This window comes from Aquabacterium sp. (assembly GCF_014378415.1).
Taxonomy (GTDB): domain Bacteria; phylum Pseudomonadota; class Gammaproteobacteria; order Burkholderiales; family Burkholderiaceae_C; genus Aquabacterium.
This window is the reverse complement of sequence record NZ_JACMNS010000177.1, coordinates 1-19,764: the sequence shown is the minus strand read 5'-3', so window position 1 is coordinate 19,764 and position 19,764 is coordinate 1. Positions and strand designations below refer to the sequence as shown.

Annotated in this window: 16 protein-coding genes and 1 riboswitch; of the genes, 10 read left to right on the top strand and 6 right to left on the bottom strand. The window is 63.6% G+C overall.

Annotated elements, in window-relative coordinates:
- The coding region (locus H7225_RS15770) for a hypothetical protein (protein WP_290663528.1) at window positions 1-222 on the bottom strand (222 nt) is incomplete at its 3' end.
- A gap of 126 nt (window positions 223-348) precedes the next feature.
- Between H7225_RS15770 and H7225_RS15765 the strand changes: the two genes are divergently transcribed.
- Window positions 349-720 (top strand): porin, encoded by a 372-nt coding sequence (locus H7225_RS15765; RefSeq protein ID WP_290663526.1) that lies wholly within the window; start codon window positions 349-351, stop codon window positions 718-720.
- 17 nt (window positions 721-737) lie between these two features.
- Here H7225_RS15765 and metW read toward each other — a convergent pair whose 3' ends face one another.
- A complete protein-coding gene (gene metW, locus H7225_RS15760; protein ID WP_290663524.1) occupies window positions 738-1,322 on the bottom strand; it encodes a methionine biosynthesis protein MetW in 585 nt (194 codons plus the stop codon).
- Window positions 1,319-2,512 carry a homoserine O-acetyltransferase gene (locus H7225_RS15755; RefSeq protein WP_290663522.1) on the bottom strand — a complete coding sequence of 398 codons (1,194 nt, stop codon included), beginning with the start codon at window positions 2,510-2,512 and terminating at the stop codon, window positions 1,319-1,321. The genes metW and H7225_RS15755 overlap by 4 nt, the downstream gene beginning before the upstream one ends.
- Before the next feature lie 49 nt (window positions 2,513-2,561).
- Window positions 2,562-2,636: riboswitch (SAM riboswitch) on the bottom strand.
- A gap of 139 nt (window positions 2,637-2,775) precedes the next feature.
- Here H7225_RS15755 and H7225_RS15750 point away from each other — a divergent pair.
- Window positions 2,776-4,425, top strand: a complete 1,650-nt coding sequence (locus tag H7225_RS15750; RefSeq protein WP_290663520.1) for an FMN-binding glutamate synthase family protein — start codon at window positions 2,776-2,778, stop codon at window positions 4,423-4,425.
- Between the two features lie 5 nt (window positions 4,426-4,430).
- Here the strand turns inward: H7225_RS15750 and H7225_RS15745 are convergent, their stop codons facing one another.
- The gene (locus tag H7225_RS15745) at window positions 4,431-5,051 is read right to left on the bottom strand and encodes a glutathione S-transferase N-terminal domain-containing protein (RefSeq protein WP_290663518.1); all 621 of its coding nucleotides are present in this window, start codon (window positions 5,049-5,051) and stop codon (window positions 4,431-4,433) included.
- 148 nt (window positions 5,052-5,199) lie between these two features.
- Here H7225_RS15745 and H7225_RS15740 point away from each other — a divergent pair, with 148 nt between their 5' ends.
- From H7225_RS15740 to uvrA, 8 genes are all read left to right on the top strand, one after another.
- Complete coding sequence (locus tag H7225_RS15740; protein WP_290663516.1) at window positions 5,200-6,552, top strand: DUF898 family protein; 1,353 nt, start codon at window positions 5,200-5,202, stop codon at window positions 6,550-6,552.
- Window positions 6,553-6,591: 39 nt separating this feature from the next.
- Window positions 6,592-7,959 carry an adenylosuccinate lyase gene (purB, locus tag H7225_RS15735; protein ID WP_290663514.1) on the top strand — a complete coding sequence of 456 codons (1,368 nt, stop codon included), beginning with the start codon at window positions 6,592-6,594 and terminating at the stop codon, window positions 7,957-7,959.
- An 8-nt stretch (window positions 7,960-7,967) separates the two neighbouring features.
- A complete protein-coding gene (pyrF, locus tag H7225_RS15730; protein WP_290663512.1) occupies window positions 7,968-8,807 on the top strand; it encodes an orotidine-5'-phosphate decarboxylase in 840 nt (279 codons plus the stop codon).
- Window positions 8,807-9,964: an ABC transporter permease gene (locus H7225_RS15725; protein WP_290663510.1), complete on the top strand. Its 1,158-nt coding sequence runs from the start codon at window positions 8,807-8,809 to the stop codon at window positions 9,962-9,964. Before pyrF ends, H7225_RS15725 begins: the two co-directional genes overlap by 1 nt.
- On the top strand, window positions 9,954-11,129 hold the full coding sequence (locus H7225_RS15720; protein ID WP_290663508.1) for an ABC transporter permease: 1,176 nt from the start codon (window positions 9,954-9,956) through the stop codon (window positions 11,127-11,129). The genes H7225_RS15725 and H7225_RS15720 overlap by 11 nt, the downstream gene beginning before the upstream one ends.
- 34 nt (window positions 11,130-11,163) lie before the next feature.
- Window positions 11,164-12,057, top strand: a complete 894-nt coding sequence (locus H7225_RS15715) for a fumarylacetoacetate hydrolase family protein (RefSeq protein ID WP_290663506.1) — start codon at window positions 11,164-11,166, stop codon at window positions 12,055-12,057.
- Window positions 12,058-12,121: 64 nt separating this feature from the next.
- Window positions 12,122-13,108: an alpha/beta hydrolase gene (locus H7225_RS15710; RefSeq protein ID WP_290663504.1), complete on the top strand. Its 987-nt coding sequence runs from the start codon at window positions 12,122-12,124 to the stop codon at window positions 13,106-13,108.
- A gap of 58 nt (window positions 13,109-13,166) precedes the next feature.
- Window positions 13,167-16,064, top strand: coding sequence for an excinuclease ABC subunit UvrA (uvrA, locus tag H7225_RS15705; RefSeq protein WP_290663502.1), 2,898 nt, complete (start codon window positions 13,167-13,169; stop codon window positions 16,062-16,064).
- Here uvrA and H7225_RS15700 read toward each other — a convergent pair.
- Together H7225_RS15700 and H7225_RS15695 are read right to left on the bottom strand one after the other, a co-directional pair.
- Entirely contained in the window at window positions 16,054-17,637 is a 1,584-nt protein-coding gene (locus H7225_RS15700) for a DUF1501 domain-containing protein (protein WP_290663500.1), read from the bottom strand. The genes uvrA and H7225_RS15700 overlap by 11 nt on opposite strands.
- A gap of 16 nt (window positions 17,638-17,653) precedes the next feature.
- On the bottom strand, window positions 17,654-19,450 hold the full coding sequence (locus H7225_RS15695) for a DUF1800 domain-containing protein (protein WP_290663498.1): 1,797 nt from the start codon (window positions 19,448-19,450) through the stop codon (window positions 17,654-17,656).
- Between the last annotated feature and the right edge of the window lie 314 nt (window positions 19,451-19,764).

Sequence of the window (19,764 nt, the reverse complement as noted above, 5' to 3'; positions counted from 1 at the left end):
GGCATCAAGCACGCTTTCTGATCGATCTTTTTCGATTTGAACGCAAAGCGCCCTCCGGGGCGCTTTTTTAATTTGAGCGTTTTTGGTGCTCAATTGCACCCATCTGATGCTAAAGGTGGTTTTCTGGTGATTTTCACGGTATTTCGGGCGTGGAATCTGCGAAATCAAAGGGTCCGCACATTTGACGCGGCACTTCTTTGGGTCAATTTTCGGAGTACTCACGGCATTTGCGCAAAAAATCCCCCCGGCATCCTCTTGCCTCTGCGCGCGTCATTTGGCGCGCAAGCTCAAAGCAGCGTGCCGATGTACGGCATGTTCGACATCTCTTTCGGCTCGGTGATGTAAACCATGCCCAATCTGGGTGGTTTCACTGGCGCCGTGCAATGGCAAGCCGGCGAAACCTCGGCCACCACCGGCGAAGGCAACAGTGTGGGGTTGAGCGGCACCTACACGAATGGCGGATTCTCGATTGGCGCCGGTTTCCAGTCGGTCAAGGCAGCTGAAGCGCCCAAGGCTGACCTGGCTTCCGGCCAAAGCAAAGAGTCGGCAGTTGAAGGCGGCACCACGCCCGATGTGGACCACAGCATTTTCACGCTGGCCCATGACCACTTTTTGTCCAAGCGCACCGACGTTTACGCCGCGTACATGCTGGACGACGAAGACCAGGCTGGCTGGAAGAAGGGCAACACCTTTGCAGTGGGCATCCGCCACCGCTTCTAAGCCGGCTCAGCCCAAGCTCAAGCGCGGTCGAACTTGAAGACCGCCGTGCTGGCCCGCAGGTTGGGCCAGCTTTTGACCACTTTGCCATCGGTCAGCCCAAATGATTCAATGATGCGCAGGCCATTCTTGCGGGCCAGCACTTCGAAGTCGGCAAAGGTGGCCACCCGGATGTTCGGGGTGTCGTACCACTGGTAGGGCAGCGATTTGGTCACCGGCATGCGCCCGCGCAGCACGCTCAGGCGGTGCGGCCAGTGCGCAAAGTTGGGGAAGGCGACGATGCCTTGCCGCCCAACCCGCGCGGTTTCGCTCAGCATGGCTTCGGTGTTGCGCAGATTTTGCAGCGTGTCCAGTTGCAAAACCATGTCAAAGCTGTTGTCGTCGAACAGGCTCAGGCCTTCTTCCAGGTTGCGCTGGATGACGTTGACGCCGCGCTGCACGCATTCGTGCACCTTGGTGTCGTCCAGTTCAATGCCGTAGCCGGTGCATTGGCGGCTGTCCCGCAGGTGGGCCAGCAGGGCGCCGTTGCCGCAGCCCAGGTCCAGCACGCGCGAGCCTGGGGGCACCAGTTGGGCAACGACGTCGTGGATGCTTCGATCGCTCATGGCTGGCCTCCCGCCGCGATGTTCAAGGCAGGGCCGCTGATCTCGCGGTAAATGCGGTCAAAGTAGGCCCAGACCACGTTGTGGTAGCGGGCGTCGTCCAGCAAGAAGGCGTCGTGGCCGTGCGGCGCGTCGATCTCGGCGTAGCTCACGTCATGGTTGTTGTCGACCAAAGCTTTGACGATCTCGCGTGAGCGGGCCGGGGCAAAACGCCAGTCGGTGGTGAAGCTGATGACCAAAAACTTGGCCACGGCTTGCGACAGGGCGGCGGCCAGGTTGCCGCCAAAGGCACGGGCGGGGTCAAAGTAATCCAGGGCGCGGGTGATCAACAGGTAGGTGTTGGCGTCGAAGTAGTCGCTGAACTTGTCGCCTTGGTAGCGAAGGTAGCTTTCAATCTGGAACTCGATCTCTTGCGTGCTGTAGCGGGGCTCTTCGCCAAGCTCTCGGCCCACCAGGCTGCGGCCAAATTTCTGGTCCATCACGTCGTCAGACAAATAGGTGATGTGACCAATCATGCGGGCCACGCGCAGGCCGCGCCGGGGCACCACGCCATGCTCGTAGAAATGGCCACCATGGAAATCAGGGTCGGTGATGATGGCGCGGCGGGCCACTTCGTTGAAGGCAATGTTCTGCGCCGACAGGTTGGGCGCGGTGGCCACGGCGATGCAGTGGCGCACGCGTTGCGGGTATTGCAGCGTCCAGCTCATGGCCTGCATGCCGCCCAGGCTGCCGCCCAACACGGCGGCCAGCTGTGTGATGCCCAGGCGATCAAGCACACGGGCTTGCGCATCGACCCAGTCTTCCACCGTCACCACGGGGAAGTCCGCGCCATAGACGTGGCCCGTGTCGGGGTTGAGGTGCGTGGGGCCGGTCGAGCCGAAACACGAGCCCGGGTTGTTCACGCAGATGACGAAGAACTTGTGGGTGTCCAGCGGCTTGCCGGGCCCGATCAGGTTGTCCCACCAGCCCTGGCTTTTGGGGATGGGCTTGCCGTGCTCGTCGGCCTGCAGGCCGGCCACGTGGTGCGAGGCATTGAGGGCGTGGCACACCAGCACGGCGTTGCTGCGGTCGGCGTTGAGCTGCCCGTAGGTCTCGACCATGAGGGTGTAGTCGCGCAGGGCGGCGCCGCTGCGCAAGGGCAGGGGGGCTTCGAAATGCAGGGAGACAGGGGTCACAACCCCGAGGGAAGACATGGCGCTACGTGAATCAGTCAATAAAAAACCGGCCGCGCATTGAAGCAGGGGCCGGGTTCCAGCGCCCTCTTTAGCGGTATTTCTTGAGCGCCCGCAAGCCGGACAAATCGGCGCTTTGGCGCACAGTGTAGCGCCAAACGGCGGGGGCGGCGGGGGCGCCAAATGGTCTGATCAGACGGCCGTTCGTGGCCTTGATGATGCAACCGACGGCCTGGTCATTCTTTACCATGGAGGAAAGTCCGTCTGGGGACGAGGAGCTCGCAATGCCCGTGTGGTTGATTCGTTTGAACAAGCATGTGCCCATCCGCTATGGGGTCTGGGTGATGTCGGCCTTGCTGGCCTTGGCCGGTGGCCTGTGGTGGCTTGAGACCCGACAGGGCGCCTGGATGGTGGTGCTGGGCTTGGCGCTGGTGCTGCTGGGTTTCAAAGATGTGCGCCAGAGCAAACGCTCCTTGTTGCGCAACTACCCAGTCATGGGCCACTTGCGCTACCTGCTGGAGTTCATCCGCCCGGAGATCCGGCAGTACTTCATCGAGAGCGACAGCGAAGCCGCGCCGTTTTCGCGCCAACAGCGTTCACTGGTGTACCAGCGCGCCAAGGGCGAGCCGGACAAGCGGCCTTTCGGCACGCAAAAAGACGTGGGAGCTGCGGGCTATGAGTGGCTGAGCCATTCGCTGCAGCCGAGTGACGTGGCCTCGCAGGATTTTCGGATCACGATCGGGCAGGGCGGGTCGTCTTGCACGCAGCCTTACCAGGCCAGCGTTTTCAACATCTCGGCGATGAGCTTTGGGGCCTTGAGCGCCCACGCCATCCTGGCCCTGAACGCGGGGGCCCGCAAGGGCGGTTTTGCGCACGACACGGGCGAGGGCTCGATCAGCCAGTACCACCGCCAGGCGGGTGGCGACCTGATCTGGGAGATCGGCTCAGGCTACTTTGGCTGCCGCACGAACGATGGTCACTTTGACGCCGACAAGTTCGCCGCCAGCGCGCACGATCCCCAGGTCAAGCTGATCGAATTGAAGCTGAGCCAGGGCGCCAAGCCAGGCCACGGCGGCGTGCTGCCTGGCCCGAAGGTCACGATCGAGATCGCGACAGCGCGCGGCGTGACGATGGGGTTGGATTGTGTGTCACCGGCCAGCCACAGCGCGTTCTCCACGCCGATCGAGATGATGCAGTTCATCGAGCGACTGCGGCAGTTGTCGGGTGGCAAGCCGGTGGGTTTCAAGTTTTGCATTGGCCACCCCTGGGAGTGGTTTGCCTTGGCCAAGGCCATGCGCGAAACCGGCATCTGGCCCGATTTCATCGTGGTGGATGGCGCCGAGGGTGGCACGGGGGCGGCGCCTCTGGAGTTCACTGACCACGTGGGCGCACCGTTGCAAGAAGGGCTGCTGCTGGTGCACAACACCCTGGTGGGCATGGGCGAGCGGCACCGCGTCAAGATCGGTTGCGCGGGCAAGGTCATCAGCGCCTTTGACATCGCCCGCATGATGGCGCTGGGCGCAGATTGGTGCAACTCGGCGCGGGGCTTCATGTTCGCGTTGGGGTGCATCCAGGCGCAAACCTGCCACACGGGCGAATGTCCCACGGGCGTGACCACGCAAGATCCTTTGCGCCAGCGCGCCTTGGTGGTGGCCGACAAAGCCGAGCGGGTTTACTACCTGCACATGAACACCTTGTATGCGCTGAAGGAGTTGGTGCAGGCCGCTGGCTTGCAACATCCCAACGACATCACCGCCGACCACATTGTGCGGCGGGTGTCGAGCTCGGAGGTGCGTCGCCTGTCCAATCTGCTGGCCTTTGCCAAACCCGGCGAGTTGCTGGCGGCGGAACGGGGCGAGGCACCCTGGCCGCAACCGGTGTTTGAAGATTACTGGCGCCAGGCCCGGGCTGACTCGTTCAACAAAGCGGTCTGATCAGATCAGGCCTTGGGCGGTGCGGTGTCGATGAAACTGGGGCGCTGCGAGAGCTTGTCGAACAACTTGCCCAGGTTGGGGTAGTCGTCGCGCCAGTCAATCTGCGCAAAGCGGAAATCAACGTAGCCCAAGGCGCAGCCGGCCGAGATGTCGGCCAGGCTGTGGTGGTTGCCAGTGCACCAGGGGCGGTCGCCCAATCCTTGGCTCATGGATTTGAGGCCGCCGTGCACCTTGGCCATCTGGCGGTCAATCCACAGCTGTGAGCGTTGGGCTTCGGTGCGGCCGGGCCAGGTCTGTTCAAGGCGGGCCAGGATGGCGGCGTCCATCACGCCATCGGCCAGGGCTTCCCAGGTGCGCACTTCCACGCGCTCACGCCCGCTCAGGGGGATCAGTTTGCCCACGGGCGACAAGGTGTCCACGTACTCCACGATAACGCGCGAGTCGAACACGGCTTCGCCGCCTTCCATCACCAGGCAAGGCACCTTGCCCAAGGGGTTGGAATCGGAAATGCGGGTGCCTTCGGCCCACACATCTTCCACGTCGAATTTGTAGTCGAGCTTTTTCTCGGCCAGCACGATGCGCACCTTGCGGACAAACGGGCTAGTCAGTGAACCAATCAGTTTCATTCTGTGTCGTGATGTGTGGATGCTTGTTGATTTTAACGAAGGCTTGGGCTGCGGGCGCTGTTGGTGCTCTGGCTTTCAGGGCATCACCCATTCAGAGGGGCACCTTTCTTGGGCGAATTTGTATAAGACTGTTACATTTGCGACGAAAATGAACAACTCTGCTGCACGTTCATCTGCGCGCACGGTCCGGCTGGCGGACCTTGAGCCCCTCCATGTGGTGTTTGCATCACAGACGGGGCCGTCTGCGGCGCGCAATGCACATGTCAGCCTGGTCTGGCCGCCGCCGATTGGCTCTGATTCGGCCGAGGACCTGATGTCCGAGATGCGGGTCGCCTACATGGGCGCCATGGCCTGCGCGCCCAAAGCCGCCGCCGTGCCGCCCGGCGAGGTGCCCCGCTTGCCGCGCGGCACGGTGGTCAAGCTGCCCGTGGTGTTGAACGCCAGGGCCTCCGACTACGCCCGCATCTGGATCGTTAACCTGTTGTTGACCGTGTTGACGCTCGGCCTGTACTTGCCTTGGGCGCGGGTTAAATCGCAACGTTATTTTTTGAGGCGCACCCTGGTGGCTGGCCACGTGCTGGATTACCACGCGCCGCCTGCCAGTCACTTGCCCCGGTATGGCTTGGTGTGCGCCTTGGTGCTTGGCGTGGTGGGAGCCTGTCTAGGATCGCCGCTGGCAGGCTTGCTGGCGTTTTCAATGGCCCTGGCGGTGACCCCTTTGGCGGTGCACACCAGCCTGACCCACCGCATGGCCCACACCAGTTGGGCGGGGCGCCGCTTGAGCTTCAGGGGGCAGTTCGCGGCGGTCTATGGTGCTTTGCTGGTGCCTTTGATGGGGGTGTTGGCCGCGGCCTGGTTGACGCTGGCGGGGGCCACGTTTCATCACCCGTTGTGGTGGGTGGCGCTGGGCTTTGTCATCGCGCTGTGGCTGCTGGGGGTACCGCTGTTTTTGTGGGCCTACTTCCATTTCCGGCAGGGGCGCCTGGAGCTGGGGCCTTTGCGCCTGTTGTGGCAGGCCTCGCTCGTGGCCATGGTGATGCTGTGGGCCCGCACGGCAGCGTGGTCGGTGCTGGTCTGCGGCCTGGTGATGGGCTTGGGGGCCGTTTGCTTGGGCGCGCTGCTGTGGTGGCGAGGGCCGACGCATGGCGCCTGGTTGCTGGGCATGTTGGCCCTCGTGTCTGCGGCGGTGCTGGCGGCGGTCGTGCCCTATTTGCAGGCGCGTTTGCAGAACCTGGTTTGGAACAACACGGGCAACCGGGCACTGCGGTTTCGCAGTCACTTGTCGGTGCATGGTTATGTGCTGCTGCAGGTGCGGCATGCCTTGCTGCTGGTACTCACTTTGGGCTTTTACTGGCCCTGGGCGGTGGTGGCATCGCGGCGCATGCGCACCGAGGCCTTGACAGTGTGGGCCCGCGTTGACACCGAGGTACTGAAGTCGCATTGGACGCCGTTTGCCAAAGCGCAGACCGGGGAGGCGCCCAAACGCCGCGCAAGCGCCTAAAATCACTGGTTCTTCTGGTGCCTAGTTGCAAAAAACTCCATGAACCTTTCTGCCCTCACAGCCCTGTCGCCCCTGGATGGCCGCTACGCCCCCAAAGTGGCCGCCCTGCGCCCCCTGCTGTCTGAATTCGGCCTGATGCACCGCCGTGTGCAGGTGGAGGTTGAATGGTTCATCGCCCTGTCAGACGCCGGCCTGCCCGAGCTCAAGCCCATGACCGAGGCGGCGCGCGGTTACCTGCGTGGCTTGGCGGTGCGCTTCTCTGAGGCCGATGCCCAGGCCATCAAAGACATCGAAAAAACCACCAACCACGATGTGAAAGCCGTGGAGTACTGGATCAAGTCGCGCTTTGCCGGCCACCCCGAGCTGGAGCGGGCCAGTGAGTTCGTGCACTTTGCCTGCACCAGCGAAGACATCAACAACACCAGCCATGGCCTGATGCTGAAGGCCGCGCGCGACCAGGTGCTGCTGCCCACCATCGATGGGCTGATCTCCACTTTGCGCAATCTCTCGGTGACGCTGGCCGACATGCCCATGCTGAGCCGCACGCACGGCCAGACCGCGTCGCCCACCACGGTCGGCAAGGAAGTGGCCAATGTGGTGGCCCGTTTGGTCAACGCCCGCGAGCGCATCGCCAGTGTCAAGCTGCTGGCCAAGATGAACGGCGCCGTGGGCAACTACAACGCCCACCTGTCGGCCTACCCCGAGATCGACTGGGAAGGCTTCAGCCAGAAAGTGATCGAAGGCCCGCTGGGCTTGAGCTTCAACCCCTACACCATCCAGATCGAGCCACACGACTACATGGCCGAGCTGTTCGACGCGGTCACGCGCACCAATACCATCCTGATCGACTGGTCGCGCGATGTGTGGGGCTACATCAGCTTGGGCTACTTCAAGCAGCGGACCAAGGAAGGCGAGATCGGCTCCAGCACCATGCCGCACAAGGTCAACCCGATTGATTTTGAGAACGCCGAAGGCAACCTGGGCCTGGCCAACGCCATGCTGACGCACCTGAGCCAGAAGCTGCCCATCAGCCGCTGGCAGCGTGATTTGACCGACAGCACCGTGCTGCGCAACATGGGTGTGGCCTTGGGCTATGCCGTGTTGGCGTATGACAGCCTGGCGCGTGGCCTGGGCAAGCTGGAAGTGAATCCGCAAGCCCTGGCCGATGACCTGGACAGCGCCTGGGAAGTGCTGGCCGAGCCCATCCAGACGGTGATGCGCCGCTATGCCTTGCCCAACCCCTATGAGCGCCTGAAAGAGCTGACGCGTGGCAAGACGATCACGCGTGAAGCCATCCAGCAGTTCGTGCAGACCCTGGAGATTCCTGATGCCGACAAGCAGCGTTTGCTGGACATGACGCCGGGCAACTACATCGGCAAGGCGATCGAGCTGGCCAAGCGCGTTTGAGTTTTTTCATGAACTTCACCGACCAGCTCCAGCACGCCCAGCGCCACAACGACTCCATGCTCTGCGTGGGGCTGGACCCGGAGCCTGCGCGCTTTCCGGGCGCGTGGAAAGACCAGCCCGCGCGCATCTATGATTTCTGCGCCGCCATCGTCGATGCCACCAAGGACTTGGTCTGCGCCTTCAAGCCGCAGATCGCGTACTTTGCCGCGCACCGCGCCGAGGACCAGTTGGAGCGCCTGATGGCGCACATCAAGCGTGTCGCACCGCAAGTGCCGATCATCCTGGACGCCAAGCGCGGTGACATCGGTAGCACCGCCGAGCAGTACGCCCGCGAGGCCTTCGAGCGCTACCAGGCCGATGCCGTCACCTTGTCGCCCTTCATGGGTTTTGATTCGGTCGAGCCTTACCTGCGCTATCCGGGCAAGGGCGTGATCTTGCTGTGCCGCACGTCCAACCCCGGTGGCTCTGATCTGCAGAACCAGCGCCTGGCCGATGTGCCGGGCCAGCCGCGTTTGTACGAACACCTGGCTGCGTTGGCCCAAGGGCCGTGGAACACCAATGGCCAGGTCGGCCTGGTGGTGGGCGCCACCTTCCCTGAAGAGATCGCCCGGGTCCGTGAGTTGGCGCCGACCCTGCCTTTGCTGATCCCCGGCGTGGGCGCGCAAGGCGGTGATGCTGCCGCCACGGTGAAAGCCGGGCGGCGCGTGGCCGGCGATGGCACGGTCACCGGCGCCATCATCGTCAACAGTTCAAGGGCGGTGCTGTACGCCAGCGCGGGCGATGACTTTGCCAGCGCGGCGCGGCGTGTCGCGCAAGACACCAGGCAGGCGCTGAACGCCGCACGCTGATGTTCATCTTCAGGCTGTTGCTCAAGAATGCTTTCCGGCATCGCTTGCGCACCGCCTTGACGATGGTGGGCCTGGTGGTGGCCATCGGCGCTTTTGGCCTGCTGCGCACGATTGTCGATGCCTGGTATGCGGGTGTTGATGCCTCTTCAAGCGCGCGCCTGGTCACGCGCAGTTCGATCTCACTGACCTTTCCGCTGCCACTGAATTACGCCGACCGCATCAAGGCGGTGGAGGGCGTCAAGGGCGTCTCCTGGGCCAACTGGTTTGGCGGGATCTACATCGCCGAGCGCAACTTCTTCCCGCAGTTCGCGGTGGACCCGCCCACCTACCTGGCGCTGTACCCCGAGTTCGTGCTCAGCGAGGACGAGCGGCAGGCCTTCTTCCGCGATCGACAGGGCTGCATCGTGGGCCGCAAATTGGCGCGCAAATACGGCTGGAAGCTGGGCGACACCATCGCCATGCGCGGCACCATCTACCCAGGCAACTGGCGCTTCACCATCCGGGGCATCTACGCCGGCATCGATGCCACGACGGATGAGCAGCAGATGCTCTTCCACTGGAAGCGCCTGGCCGAGAGCATCCGCGCCCGGGCGGGCCGCAACGCCGACTTTGTGGGCGTGTACATCGTGGGCCTGCGCGATGCAGACCAGGCGCCGGTGGTGGCGCAGCACATCGACGCGCTGTTCAAGAACTCGCTGGCCGAAACTTTGAGCGAGACCGAGAAAGCCTTCCAGCTCAGCTTCGTGTCCATGAGCGAGGCCATTTTGGTGGCGGTGCAGGCGGTCAGTTTCATCATCATCGTGATCATCATGGCGGTGATGGCCAACACGATGACGATGACCGCGCGCGAACGCCTGGCCGAGTACGCCACGCTCAAAGCGCTGGGCTTCACGCCCGGCTTCATCAGCAAGCTGTTGCTGGGCGAAAGCCTGTTGATCGCCGTGATCGGTGGCGGCATTGGCATGGCGCTGACTTATCCGTTGGCCAAGGCCTTTGGGAGCGCGGTCGGCACCTTTTTCCCGGTGTTTCAAGTCTCGGGCACGACCATGGTTTGGCAGATGCTGGCCAGTGTGATGGTCGGTGCCGTGGCCGCAGCCTGGCCGGCTTGGAAGATGTCGCACATCGACATCGTGCAGGGTTTGAACCATGTGGCCTGAGCTGTTGCCGCTGTCCTACATCGCGCGCAACCTGTGGGTGCGGCGGGTGACGACGATGCTGACCGCAGGCGGCATGGCCCTGGTGGTCTACGTGTTCGCCACGGTGCTGATGATGGGCGAGGGCATCCGGGCCACACTGGTGGCCACGGGGCAGCCGGACAACGTCATGGTGCTGCGCAAGGGGGCCGGGGCCGAGATCAACTCCAGCGTGTCGCGCGGGCAGGCCGCCATCATCGAATCGCTGGCGGGCGTGGCGAACAACGGGCAGGGCGGCAAGCTGGTGTCCAAAGAGCCGGTGGTGCTGAACACCTTGCCCAAGCGCGGCTCGGGCAAGCCCAGCAACATCACGGTGCGCGGCACCTCGGCCACCGGCCTGGCCCTGCGTCCGCAGGTGCGTTTCATCAAAGGGCGCATGTTCCGGCCGGGCACCAGCGAGATCGTGGCCGGGCAGTCGGTGGCGCGGGGTTTCGTGGGTGCGGGCCTGGGCGAGACCTTGAAGTTCGCGGGCCGCGAGTGGTTGGTGGTGGGCATCTTCGACGCCAGCCGCAGCGGTTTTGACTCGGAAATCTGGGGCGACACCGAGCAGATGATGCAAGCCTTTCGCCGGTCCAACTATTCCAGCGTGATCTTCCGGTTGAATGATCCCAGCACGTTCGAGACCGCCCGCGCCGCCCTGGAAGACGATCCGCGCCTGACCCTGGAGGCCAAGCCCGAGGTGCAGTTTTACGCCGAGCAATCGGAGATGCTGTCCACCTTCATCCGCCTGTTGGGCCTGTCGCTGTCGGTCATCTTTTCGATCGGGGCCATCGTGGGCGCCATGATCACCATGTTCGCCACCGTGGCCTCGCGCGTGGGTGAGATCGGCACCTTGCGGGCCTTGGGCTTCAGGCGCAACGCGGTTTTGTTGAGCTTTCTGGCCGAATCCTTGCTGCTGTCGTTGGTGGGCGGCGTGATGGGCCTGGGCGCGGCCTCGCTGATGCAGGCGGTGAGCATTTCCACCGTCAACTTCAAGACCTTTTCAGAGCTGGCGTTTCAGTTCAGACTGACGCCGATGATTGCCTTGCACAGCCTGTTGTTTGCCTTGGCGATGGGGCTGCTGGGCGGCTTCATCCCGGCCTGGCGGGCGGCGCGGCTGAAGATCGTGGATTGTCTGCGCGAGGCTTGACCCAAGGCCCGCGCTTGTTCATAAGGAAACCAAGATGCAAGTTTGTACGTTCAAGGCCGGCGGTGAGCCGGAGGTGGGCCTGGTCCACGAAGAGTGGATCCTGCCGGTGCAGCGCGCACTGCCTGATTTGCTGCGGCCCCATGAGCCGATGCTGGACCTGATCACGCGTTGGGACAGCGTCAAACCGGCTTTGCAAGGCCTGTTGAACAACGTGGCCGCGGCTGACAAGCTGCGCCGCGAGCATGTGCGCCTGCTGGCCCCGGTGCCGCGCCCCGGCAAGGTGCTGGGCATCGGCCTGAACTACCTCGACCACATCAACGAAAAGATCATCGGCGAGGTGCGCACGGCGCCTGAGCACCAAGTGTGGTTCAGCAAGGCGACCACGGCGGTGAATGGGCCCTTCGATCCCATCGTGCTACCACCTGAATCGGTGTCCACCATGACCGACTACGAGGCCGAGCTGGTCGTCGTCATCGGGCGGCGCTGCAAACGCGTCACGCCCGAGCAGGCACCCGCTTTCGTCTTCGGCTATTGCGTGGGCAACGACGTGTCGGTGCGCGATTGGCAGAAGCGCACTTCGCAATGGACTTTGGGCAAGGGCTTCGACACGCACGCGCCTTTTGGCCCCTGGATCACCACGTTTGACGAGGTGCCCGACCCGCATGCATTGAATCTGCGCGGCCTGGTCAATGGCGAGCAGCGCCAAAGCAGTAACACCAGCTTGATGATCTTCAAGATCTGGGACCAGATCTCGGTGCTGAGCCAAGCCATGACACTGGAGCCCGGTGATGTGATCTACACCGGCACCTGCAGCGGCGTGGGCGCCGGCATGACGCCGCCCACTTTTTTGAAACCGGGCGACCATGTCCGCATCGAGATCGACCAGTTGGGCGTCATTGAAGCGCTCTGCATCGCCGACACGGCCTGATGAGTGGCCGCTCACGCACCTCCTGTATAACCACGGTTTCGAGACCTAGGAAGACTTGTCAATCATGTTGTCTGTGATCAAACGTCGGGGCGTGACCCTGCTGGTCGGTGCCATGGCATTGGTGTCTAGCGTGGTGGCCGCGCCAGCCCCACCCGGCACGCCTTACACCGTGGTCAACGCCAGCTTTGCCTGTCAGACGGCCACCTGCGACGCTGAGCTGTGGCTGCCCAAAGGCGTGAGCAAACCGGCTGTCATCGTGATGGCCCATGGCTTTGGCGCCTTGAAGGATTGGGGCTTGCAGCCTTACGCCGAGCGTTTCGTGAAGGCCGGCTTTGCCGTGGTGCGCTTTGACTACCGGGGCTTTGGCAAAAGCGGCGGACAGCCGCGCCGCGTGGTTGATGGCCAGGAGCACGTGAAGGATTGGTTGTCCGCGATCGACGCCTTGCGTTTGCGCGGCGATGTCGATGGCAGCCGCATCGGCCTGTGGGGCTCGTCTTTCAGTGGCGGCCAAGTGTTGGTGGTGGCCTCGCAAAGCCGTGGCGTCGTCAGGGCAGTCAGCGCCCAGGTGCCCTTTGTCAACGGCTTGCAAAGTGCCTTGACCTATCCCTTGAAGTACCAACCCCGGGCCGCCTGGGATGGCCTGCGTGACCTGCTGCGCAGCGACCAGCAAGAGCCCATCTACATCCCCATTGTGGCCAAGGATGGCTTCGCGGCCCTGGTCTGCCCCGAGTGCGTGGAAGGCTACGGCAAGCTGATCACTCCTGGCCAGGAGAGCACCGAGAACAAGGTGGCGGCCCGCATCCTGATGACCTTGCCTTGGTTCAAACCAGCCTCCAGCGCGCCCCACATCAGTGCACCGGTGTTGGTGATCGCGGCCGAGAAAGACGGGTTGATTCCGGTCCAGGGCGTGCGCGACATGGTCAAGGAATTACCGCATGGTGAATACCTGGAGCTGAAAGGCGCGGATCATTTTTCGCCTTACACCCAGCCGCTGTTTGAGCAAGTGGTCAGCCGCCAGACAGCTTTCTTCCTGAAGAACCTGGCGCGCTAGACCGCGGCGGCCCGGGCGCCGTATGATGTTCGGTTGCCCAGCCTCGCCACCGCGTCCGATGTCTTCCCGTCCTGATTTGCCCGTCCGTCCCAATGTCCCGCTGATCCAGGTGCGGGGCGCGCGAACGCACAACCTCAAGAACATCGACCTGGACATCCCACGCCACCAGCTGGTGGTGATCACCGGCCTGTCGGGCTCCGGCAAGTCCAGCCTCGCGTTTGACACCCTGTACGCCGAAGGCCAGCGCCGCTACGTGGAAAGCCTGAGCGCCTACGCCCGTCAGTTTCTGCAACTGATGGACAAGCCCGATGTCGACGTGATCGAGGGCCTGTCGCCCGCCATCAGCATCGAGCAAAAAGCCACCAGCCACAACCCGCGTTCCACCGTCGGCACGGTCACCGAGATCCACGACTACCTGCGCCTGCTCTACGCACGCGCCGGCACCCCCTTCTGCCCCGACCACGACCTGCCCTTGCGCGCCCAAAGCGTCAGCCAGATGGTCGATGCCGTGCTGGCCATGCCTGATGACACCAAGCTGATGATCCTGGCGCCGGTCATGCGCGATCGCAAAGGCGAGCACGCCGACCTGTTCGCGCAAATGCAGTCCGAAGGCTATGTGCGCTTTCGCATCGACGGCAAGGTGATCGAAGCCGCCGACCTGCCCGAGCTGAAGAAGAACGAGAAGCACGACGTGGACGTGGTGGTCGACCGCCTGAAGGTGCGCTCGGACATGACGCAGCGCCTGGCCGAAAGCTTTGAGGCTGCCATGCGCCTGGCCGATGGCCGCGCCATCGCCTGCGAAATGGACACGGGCATCGAGCACGTGTATTCGTCCAAGTTCGCCTGCCCGGTGTGCAGCTACTCGCTGGCCGAGTTGGAGCCGCGCCTGTTCTCCTTCAACTCGCCGGTGGGCGCCTGCCCCACTTGCGACGGCCTTGGCCACGTCATTGCGTTTGATCCCGTGCGCGTGGTGGCCTTTCCCAGCCTGAGCCTGGGCAGCGGTGCCATCAAGGGCTGGGACCGCCGCAACCCCTACACCTACTCCATGATCGAGACGCTGGGCAAGCACTACAAGGTTGACATCGATCAGCCCTTTGAAGAGCTGCCCGCCAACGTGCAGCAGGTGCTGCTCTATGGCTCGGGCGATGAAGAGATCGAGTTCGTCTACGAGGCCGATGGCACCGCAGGCAAGAAGCGCCGCGTCAAGCGCAGCCACCCTTTCGAAGGCATCCTGCGCAACTTCGAGCGGCGCTTCAAAGAGACCGATTCATCGGCCGTGCGCGAAGAGCTGTCGCGCTACCAGCAGCCCAAGGCCTGCCCTGATTGCGGTGGCACCCGCCTGCGCCGCGAAGCTCGCCACGTCTTCCTTCACGATGCCGTGAGCAACGACAAGCGTGCGATTTATGAAGTGGCCCATGCCACGCTGGCCGAAGCCCAACGCTACTTCGAAGGCCTGAAGCTGATCGGCTCCAAGGCTGAGATCGCGGACAAGGTGGTCACCGAAATCCGCTCGCGCCTGCGCTTCCTCAACGACGTGGGCCTGACCTACCTGAGCCTGGACCGCAGCGCCGACACGCTCAGCGGTGGCGAGGCCCAGCGCATCCGCCTGGCCAGCCAGATTGGCTCGGGCCTGACCGGCGTGATGTACGTGCTGGATGAGCCCAGCATTGGTTTGCACCAGCGCGACAACGACCGCCTGATCGGCACCTTGCAACACCTGCGAAACCTGGGCAACAGCGTGATTGTGGTCGAGCACGACGAGGACATGATCCGCGCTGCCGACTACGTGATCGACATGGGCCCGGGCGCCGGCGTGCATGGCGGCCACGTCATCGCGCAAGGCACGGCGCAAGAAGTGACCGACCACCCTGACAGCCTGACCGGCCAATACCTGGCGCGCACCTTGCGCATCGCCGTGCCGCCCAAGCGTTTGCCGTTCACTGACGAAACCCCGCGCCTGCGCGTGGTCAATGCCAGAGGCCACAACCTCCAGGGCGTCACGGCTGAGATCCCCGTGGGCTTGCTCACCTGCGTGACCGGCGTGTCAGGCTCTGGCAAAAGCACCCTGGTCAATGAAACGCTGTACGCGTCAGTGGCCCGCAAGCTGTACCACAGCCACCTCGAGCCCGCTGCACACGACGAAATCGAAGGCCTGGAGCTGTTCGACAAGGTGATCAACGTCGATCAATCGCCCATTGGCCGCACGCCGCGCAGCAACCCGGCCACCTACACCGGCCTGTTCACGCCCATCCGCGAGCTGATGGCCGATGTGCCTTCAGCCCGTGAGCGTGGCTACGGCGCGGGCCGCTTCTCGTTCAATGTGGCCGGTGGCCGCTGCGAAGCCTGCCAGGGCGACGGTGTGCTCAAGGTCGAGATGCACTTTCTGCCCGATGTCTACGTGCCTTGCGACGTTTGCCGCGGCAAGCGCTACAACCGCGAAACACTGGAGGTTCAGTACAAGGGCAAGAACATCCACCAGGTGCTGGACCTGACGGTCGAGGCCGCGCTGGACTTTTTCAGCGCCGTGCCCACACTGGCCCGCAAGCTGCAAACTTTGATGGACGTGGGCCTGGGCTACATCCGCCTGGGCCAAAGCGCGACCACGTTGTCCGGCGGCGAAGCCCAACGCGTCAAGCTGGCGCTGGAGCTGTCCAAGCGTGACACCGGCCGCACGCTCTACATCCTGGACGAGCCCACCACCGGCCTGCACTTCCACGACATCGCCTTGCTGCTCAAGGTGTTGCACCAATTGCGCGACGCGGGCAACACCATCGTCGTGATCGAGCACAACCTGGACGTCATCAAGACGGCCGACTGGTTGATCGACATGGGCCCCGAAGGCGGATCAGGCGGCGGCACCCTGGTGGTGGCCGGCACGCCCGAGACCGTGGCCGAGCACGCCGGCAGCCACACTGGCCATTACCTCAAGGCGCTGCTGGACGAAGTCAGCCCATGAAGCCCACGTTGTGGGCCGAGGCGTCGAAGTTGTGCAGGTTGGGCAAGATGCTGGCCAGGTCAGTGGGCGACACACCCATCCACTTGCCCAGCGTGTAGGCGTACTGGTCCACCGAGGTGGTGGGCAGCAGGGCGCCATTGCCGAGCTGGTCCAGGCTGGCAAACACGCCATTGGCATCGGCGGTGCTGTACTGCGGGAAGGTGCCATACACCTCGCCGCCCTGCACCGCACCGCCCATGATCAGGTGGTGGGCGCCCCAGCCATGGTCGGTGCCATCGCCGTTGTTGGTGAAGCTGCGGCCAAAGTCCGAGGCCGTGAAAGTGGTGACCTGTGAACGCATGTCGCCACCAGGCATCGCGCCCATCACGCTGTCGAAATAGGCCAGCGCGTGGTCCAGTTGCAGCATGCGCTCGTTGTGCTCGGTGTTTTGCGAAGCGTGGGTGTCAAAGCTGCCCAGGTTCACCATGAACACCTGCCGCCGGATGCCAAAGCTGCCTTGCCGGTTCGCGTCGATGATGCGGGCAATCATTTGCAGCTGCAGCGCCAGGCCATTGGTGGCTTGCGTGCCACTCGTGTTGGTGTACTTCAGCATTGGGTCGTTCCACACCGACGATGCGCCCGAAGTGCCCCAGGGTGCGAGTGCGCTGGCGGGCAGGGCGCCCGCCATCAGGTTGCTGGCCTGGATGGCCCGCGTGACCACTTGTTGGTGGGCCTGCGTGAACAGGTTGCTGCTGGTCGATGCGTTCATCACCGACTTGACCGCCGTGTACAGGTCGGCGTTGCCCAGCACATGCTGGTTGTTGCCCAGGCCAGGAATGCTGGCCAGGCCCACCGGGTATTGGCGCACCGACCGGCCACTCAACCAAGTGCTGGCATTGCCAGGCGTGATGCAGGTGAACGAGCGCTTGATGATGTCGGCACTGGCACCACTGCCGTTGCCGCTCATCAGCAAGTCACCGATGCGTCCGCCCCAGCCTTCGCTGGCACCTTCCGGTGAGAAGGACATCCAGGTGGATTGCTGGTCGTTGTGCGAGAACAGTTTGGCCGGCTTGGCGAAGCTGTCCTGCGCGTAGTTGGCCTTGGTGGTGGGCCGCATCAAGGGGCCGACGTTGGCCATCACGGCCAGCCGATTCGAGTCATACAACTGCTGACTGCGCACCAGCGCGGGATGCAGGGCAAACTGCCGCCCGGCGTGAACCGATCGGCCTGAATGCGCGATCGGCCGCACGCCCCCCAGGCGCTCGGGGGATCCTGCTGCGGCTGCCGGGTTGGCGGCGGTGCCCGGGCGCAACAAGGCGATCGAGGTGCTGCTGTCGGTGGCATCGCGCGAATGCGGGTCGCGGTGGTTCACGTAGTGGCCCCACGAATCCGTGTCGGTGGCCAGCACCGTGTTGTACGAGTCATTGCCCCCATTGAGGAAGATGCACACCAGGGCCTGGTAGCCGCCACCGGCGGATTGCGCCGAGGCCTGCCCCATGGTGGCCAGGCTCAAGCCCAGAGGGCCGGCGGCACCCAGGCTGGAGAAGGCGGCGGCTTGGCGCAGAAAGCTGCGGCGGCTGGTCGAGCTGCTCATGGTGAGATCTTTTTCTTCACTGTTGAACGATGAACTGCGGCGACACGGCCACCATCAGGATCGCGGATTCCACGCGTCGGCGCCGGTCTGTCGCATTGACATTGGGCATCTTGCCCACGCCGGTCAGCATCAGCGCGTTGAGCTCGCTGGACGCGGGGCCGCCCAGCAGCCTTTGCGCCACGGCCGTGACCAGTTGCTGCGGCGCGATGGCGGTGGGCTTGTCCACCAGCGAGTCGAAGCTGCTCAGGTCAAAACGCATGTCGATGCGCTGGGTTTGGCTGTTGGTGTGGCCCCAGCCGTAATCCACCATCTGGATCACGTAGTTGGCATAGCCCAGCACCGAGGTCTCGTTGGTGATCTGCATCTCGGGCGCCACCAGGTCCTGGTTGCCCAGGTCGGTTTGCGGCGGCTTGTAGCCCGGCCGGAAGAAGTTGAACACCGAGGGCGCGCGCATGGGCGTCTGGCCCAGCTCGCTCACTGTGTCGTCGGTGCTGGAGGCCAGGTAGTAGGGCACGCGGCCGCTGGTCAGTGCAGCGTTGTAGGCATCCGAGGTGTGGGGTATGGCCCGCATCAAATGAATGACGCGCACCAGCGGCTCGCGCACCTTCCCGAAACTGGCGGCGCCTTGCAGGGTCATGTCTCGCGCCTCGGCGTCCAGCAGCACGGCCTTCACCGTGCCCTTGATGTTGCCGTTGGACGCGCGGAAGGCAGCCGTCACGCGTTGCACATAGCTGGGGCTGGGGTTGCTGGTCACCAGGCGCTGAATCAGCTGTTTGGCAAAGAACGGCGCGGCGTTGGGGTGATTGGCCAGCCGGTCCAGCGCCGCCACCAGGCTGGCTTGCGGATTGGGCGTGGTCTGTGCCGCCACCGTCACACCCAGAAAGCGCTTCTCGCTGATCGAGTGTTCCTGCGTGTACGAGGACATGGCCGTGATGCTTTGGCTGGCGTCCGTGCACTGGTCGCCGCGCCAGAAGCACTGCCACCACACCACCGAGGCCTTGGCCGCCGGGCGGAACCAGCTCCAACCCGTGAAGACCTTGGCCAAGCCCTTGACGTCATCGGCGGTGTAAGTTTCCTGGGGCAGGCCGTTGACCAGCTTGTTCGTGCCATCGTCGTTCAGCTCAACCAGGCCGATCGAGAACAGCTGCATCACCTCGCGTGCGAAGTTTTCATCGGCGATGCGGCCGGTGTTGGTGTCCTCCTTGCGGTTGCCCTTGTGCGACAGGAAGGTGCCCATGGCGGGGTGCAGGGCCACGCCTTCCAGCAAGTCGCGGTAGTTGCCGTCGATCTTGTTGCTCAGCATGTCCATGTAGCTGGCGACCATGCGGCCGTCGCCGGTCAGTTCGGCATTGGTGGTCGATACGACGAAGATCTCGGACAAGGCAAAGGCCACACGCTGGCGCAATTGAGCCGGGTCGGTCACGGCGTGTGTCCACCAGCTGTAGATCACGTCGTTCACCATGGGCCGATCGGTGCCCTGCGCCGTGGAAGACGCCTCGACCGTGGCCAAGTGGCTGTTCTGCAGCGGCGTGGCCAGTTGTTCGTCGATCCAGCGCTCGTAGCCGATCGCCTTCACGCGGGTGATGTCAGGCGATGTGGGGCCAAACGTGGCTTGCGTCAGGAAGCGATGCGCTTCAAGGTCGTTGGCCGGCATGGCGCCGACCGACTGCAGGTTGCTGGATCCTGCACTGCCCGCGCTGCTGGAGGGGCTGTCGCCTCCACCGCCGCCACCGCAGCCCACCAACAGGGCCGCGCTGAACGCCATCACCCACCCTGCTTTGGACAGGACACCTTCGGACTTCGACCGCAACATGAACGCACTCACACTGAGAGACTTGACTCAGGGATGTCGGCATTTGAAACCCGGGCTTGAGCCGTGCTCCTGAATGGACGATCTCTGACACGAGCTCACAAGGTGCCATGCGCCCCGGTCCGCAGGGGATGCAAGATGCCTCAGTTGTAAGGGTGCGAAACGCCAGGCCCACGCAGAGCCTGAAAGCGTCAATAGCTCACAAGTTGGGGGACAAAGCCCGTTCGGCGTCGCGTTGGGACAGCCCAGTTTTCTCGGCCCATTTCTCCAACTGGTCGTGACCGATTTTGCCCACGTTGAAGTAAGTGGACTCCGGG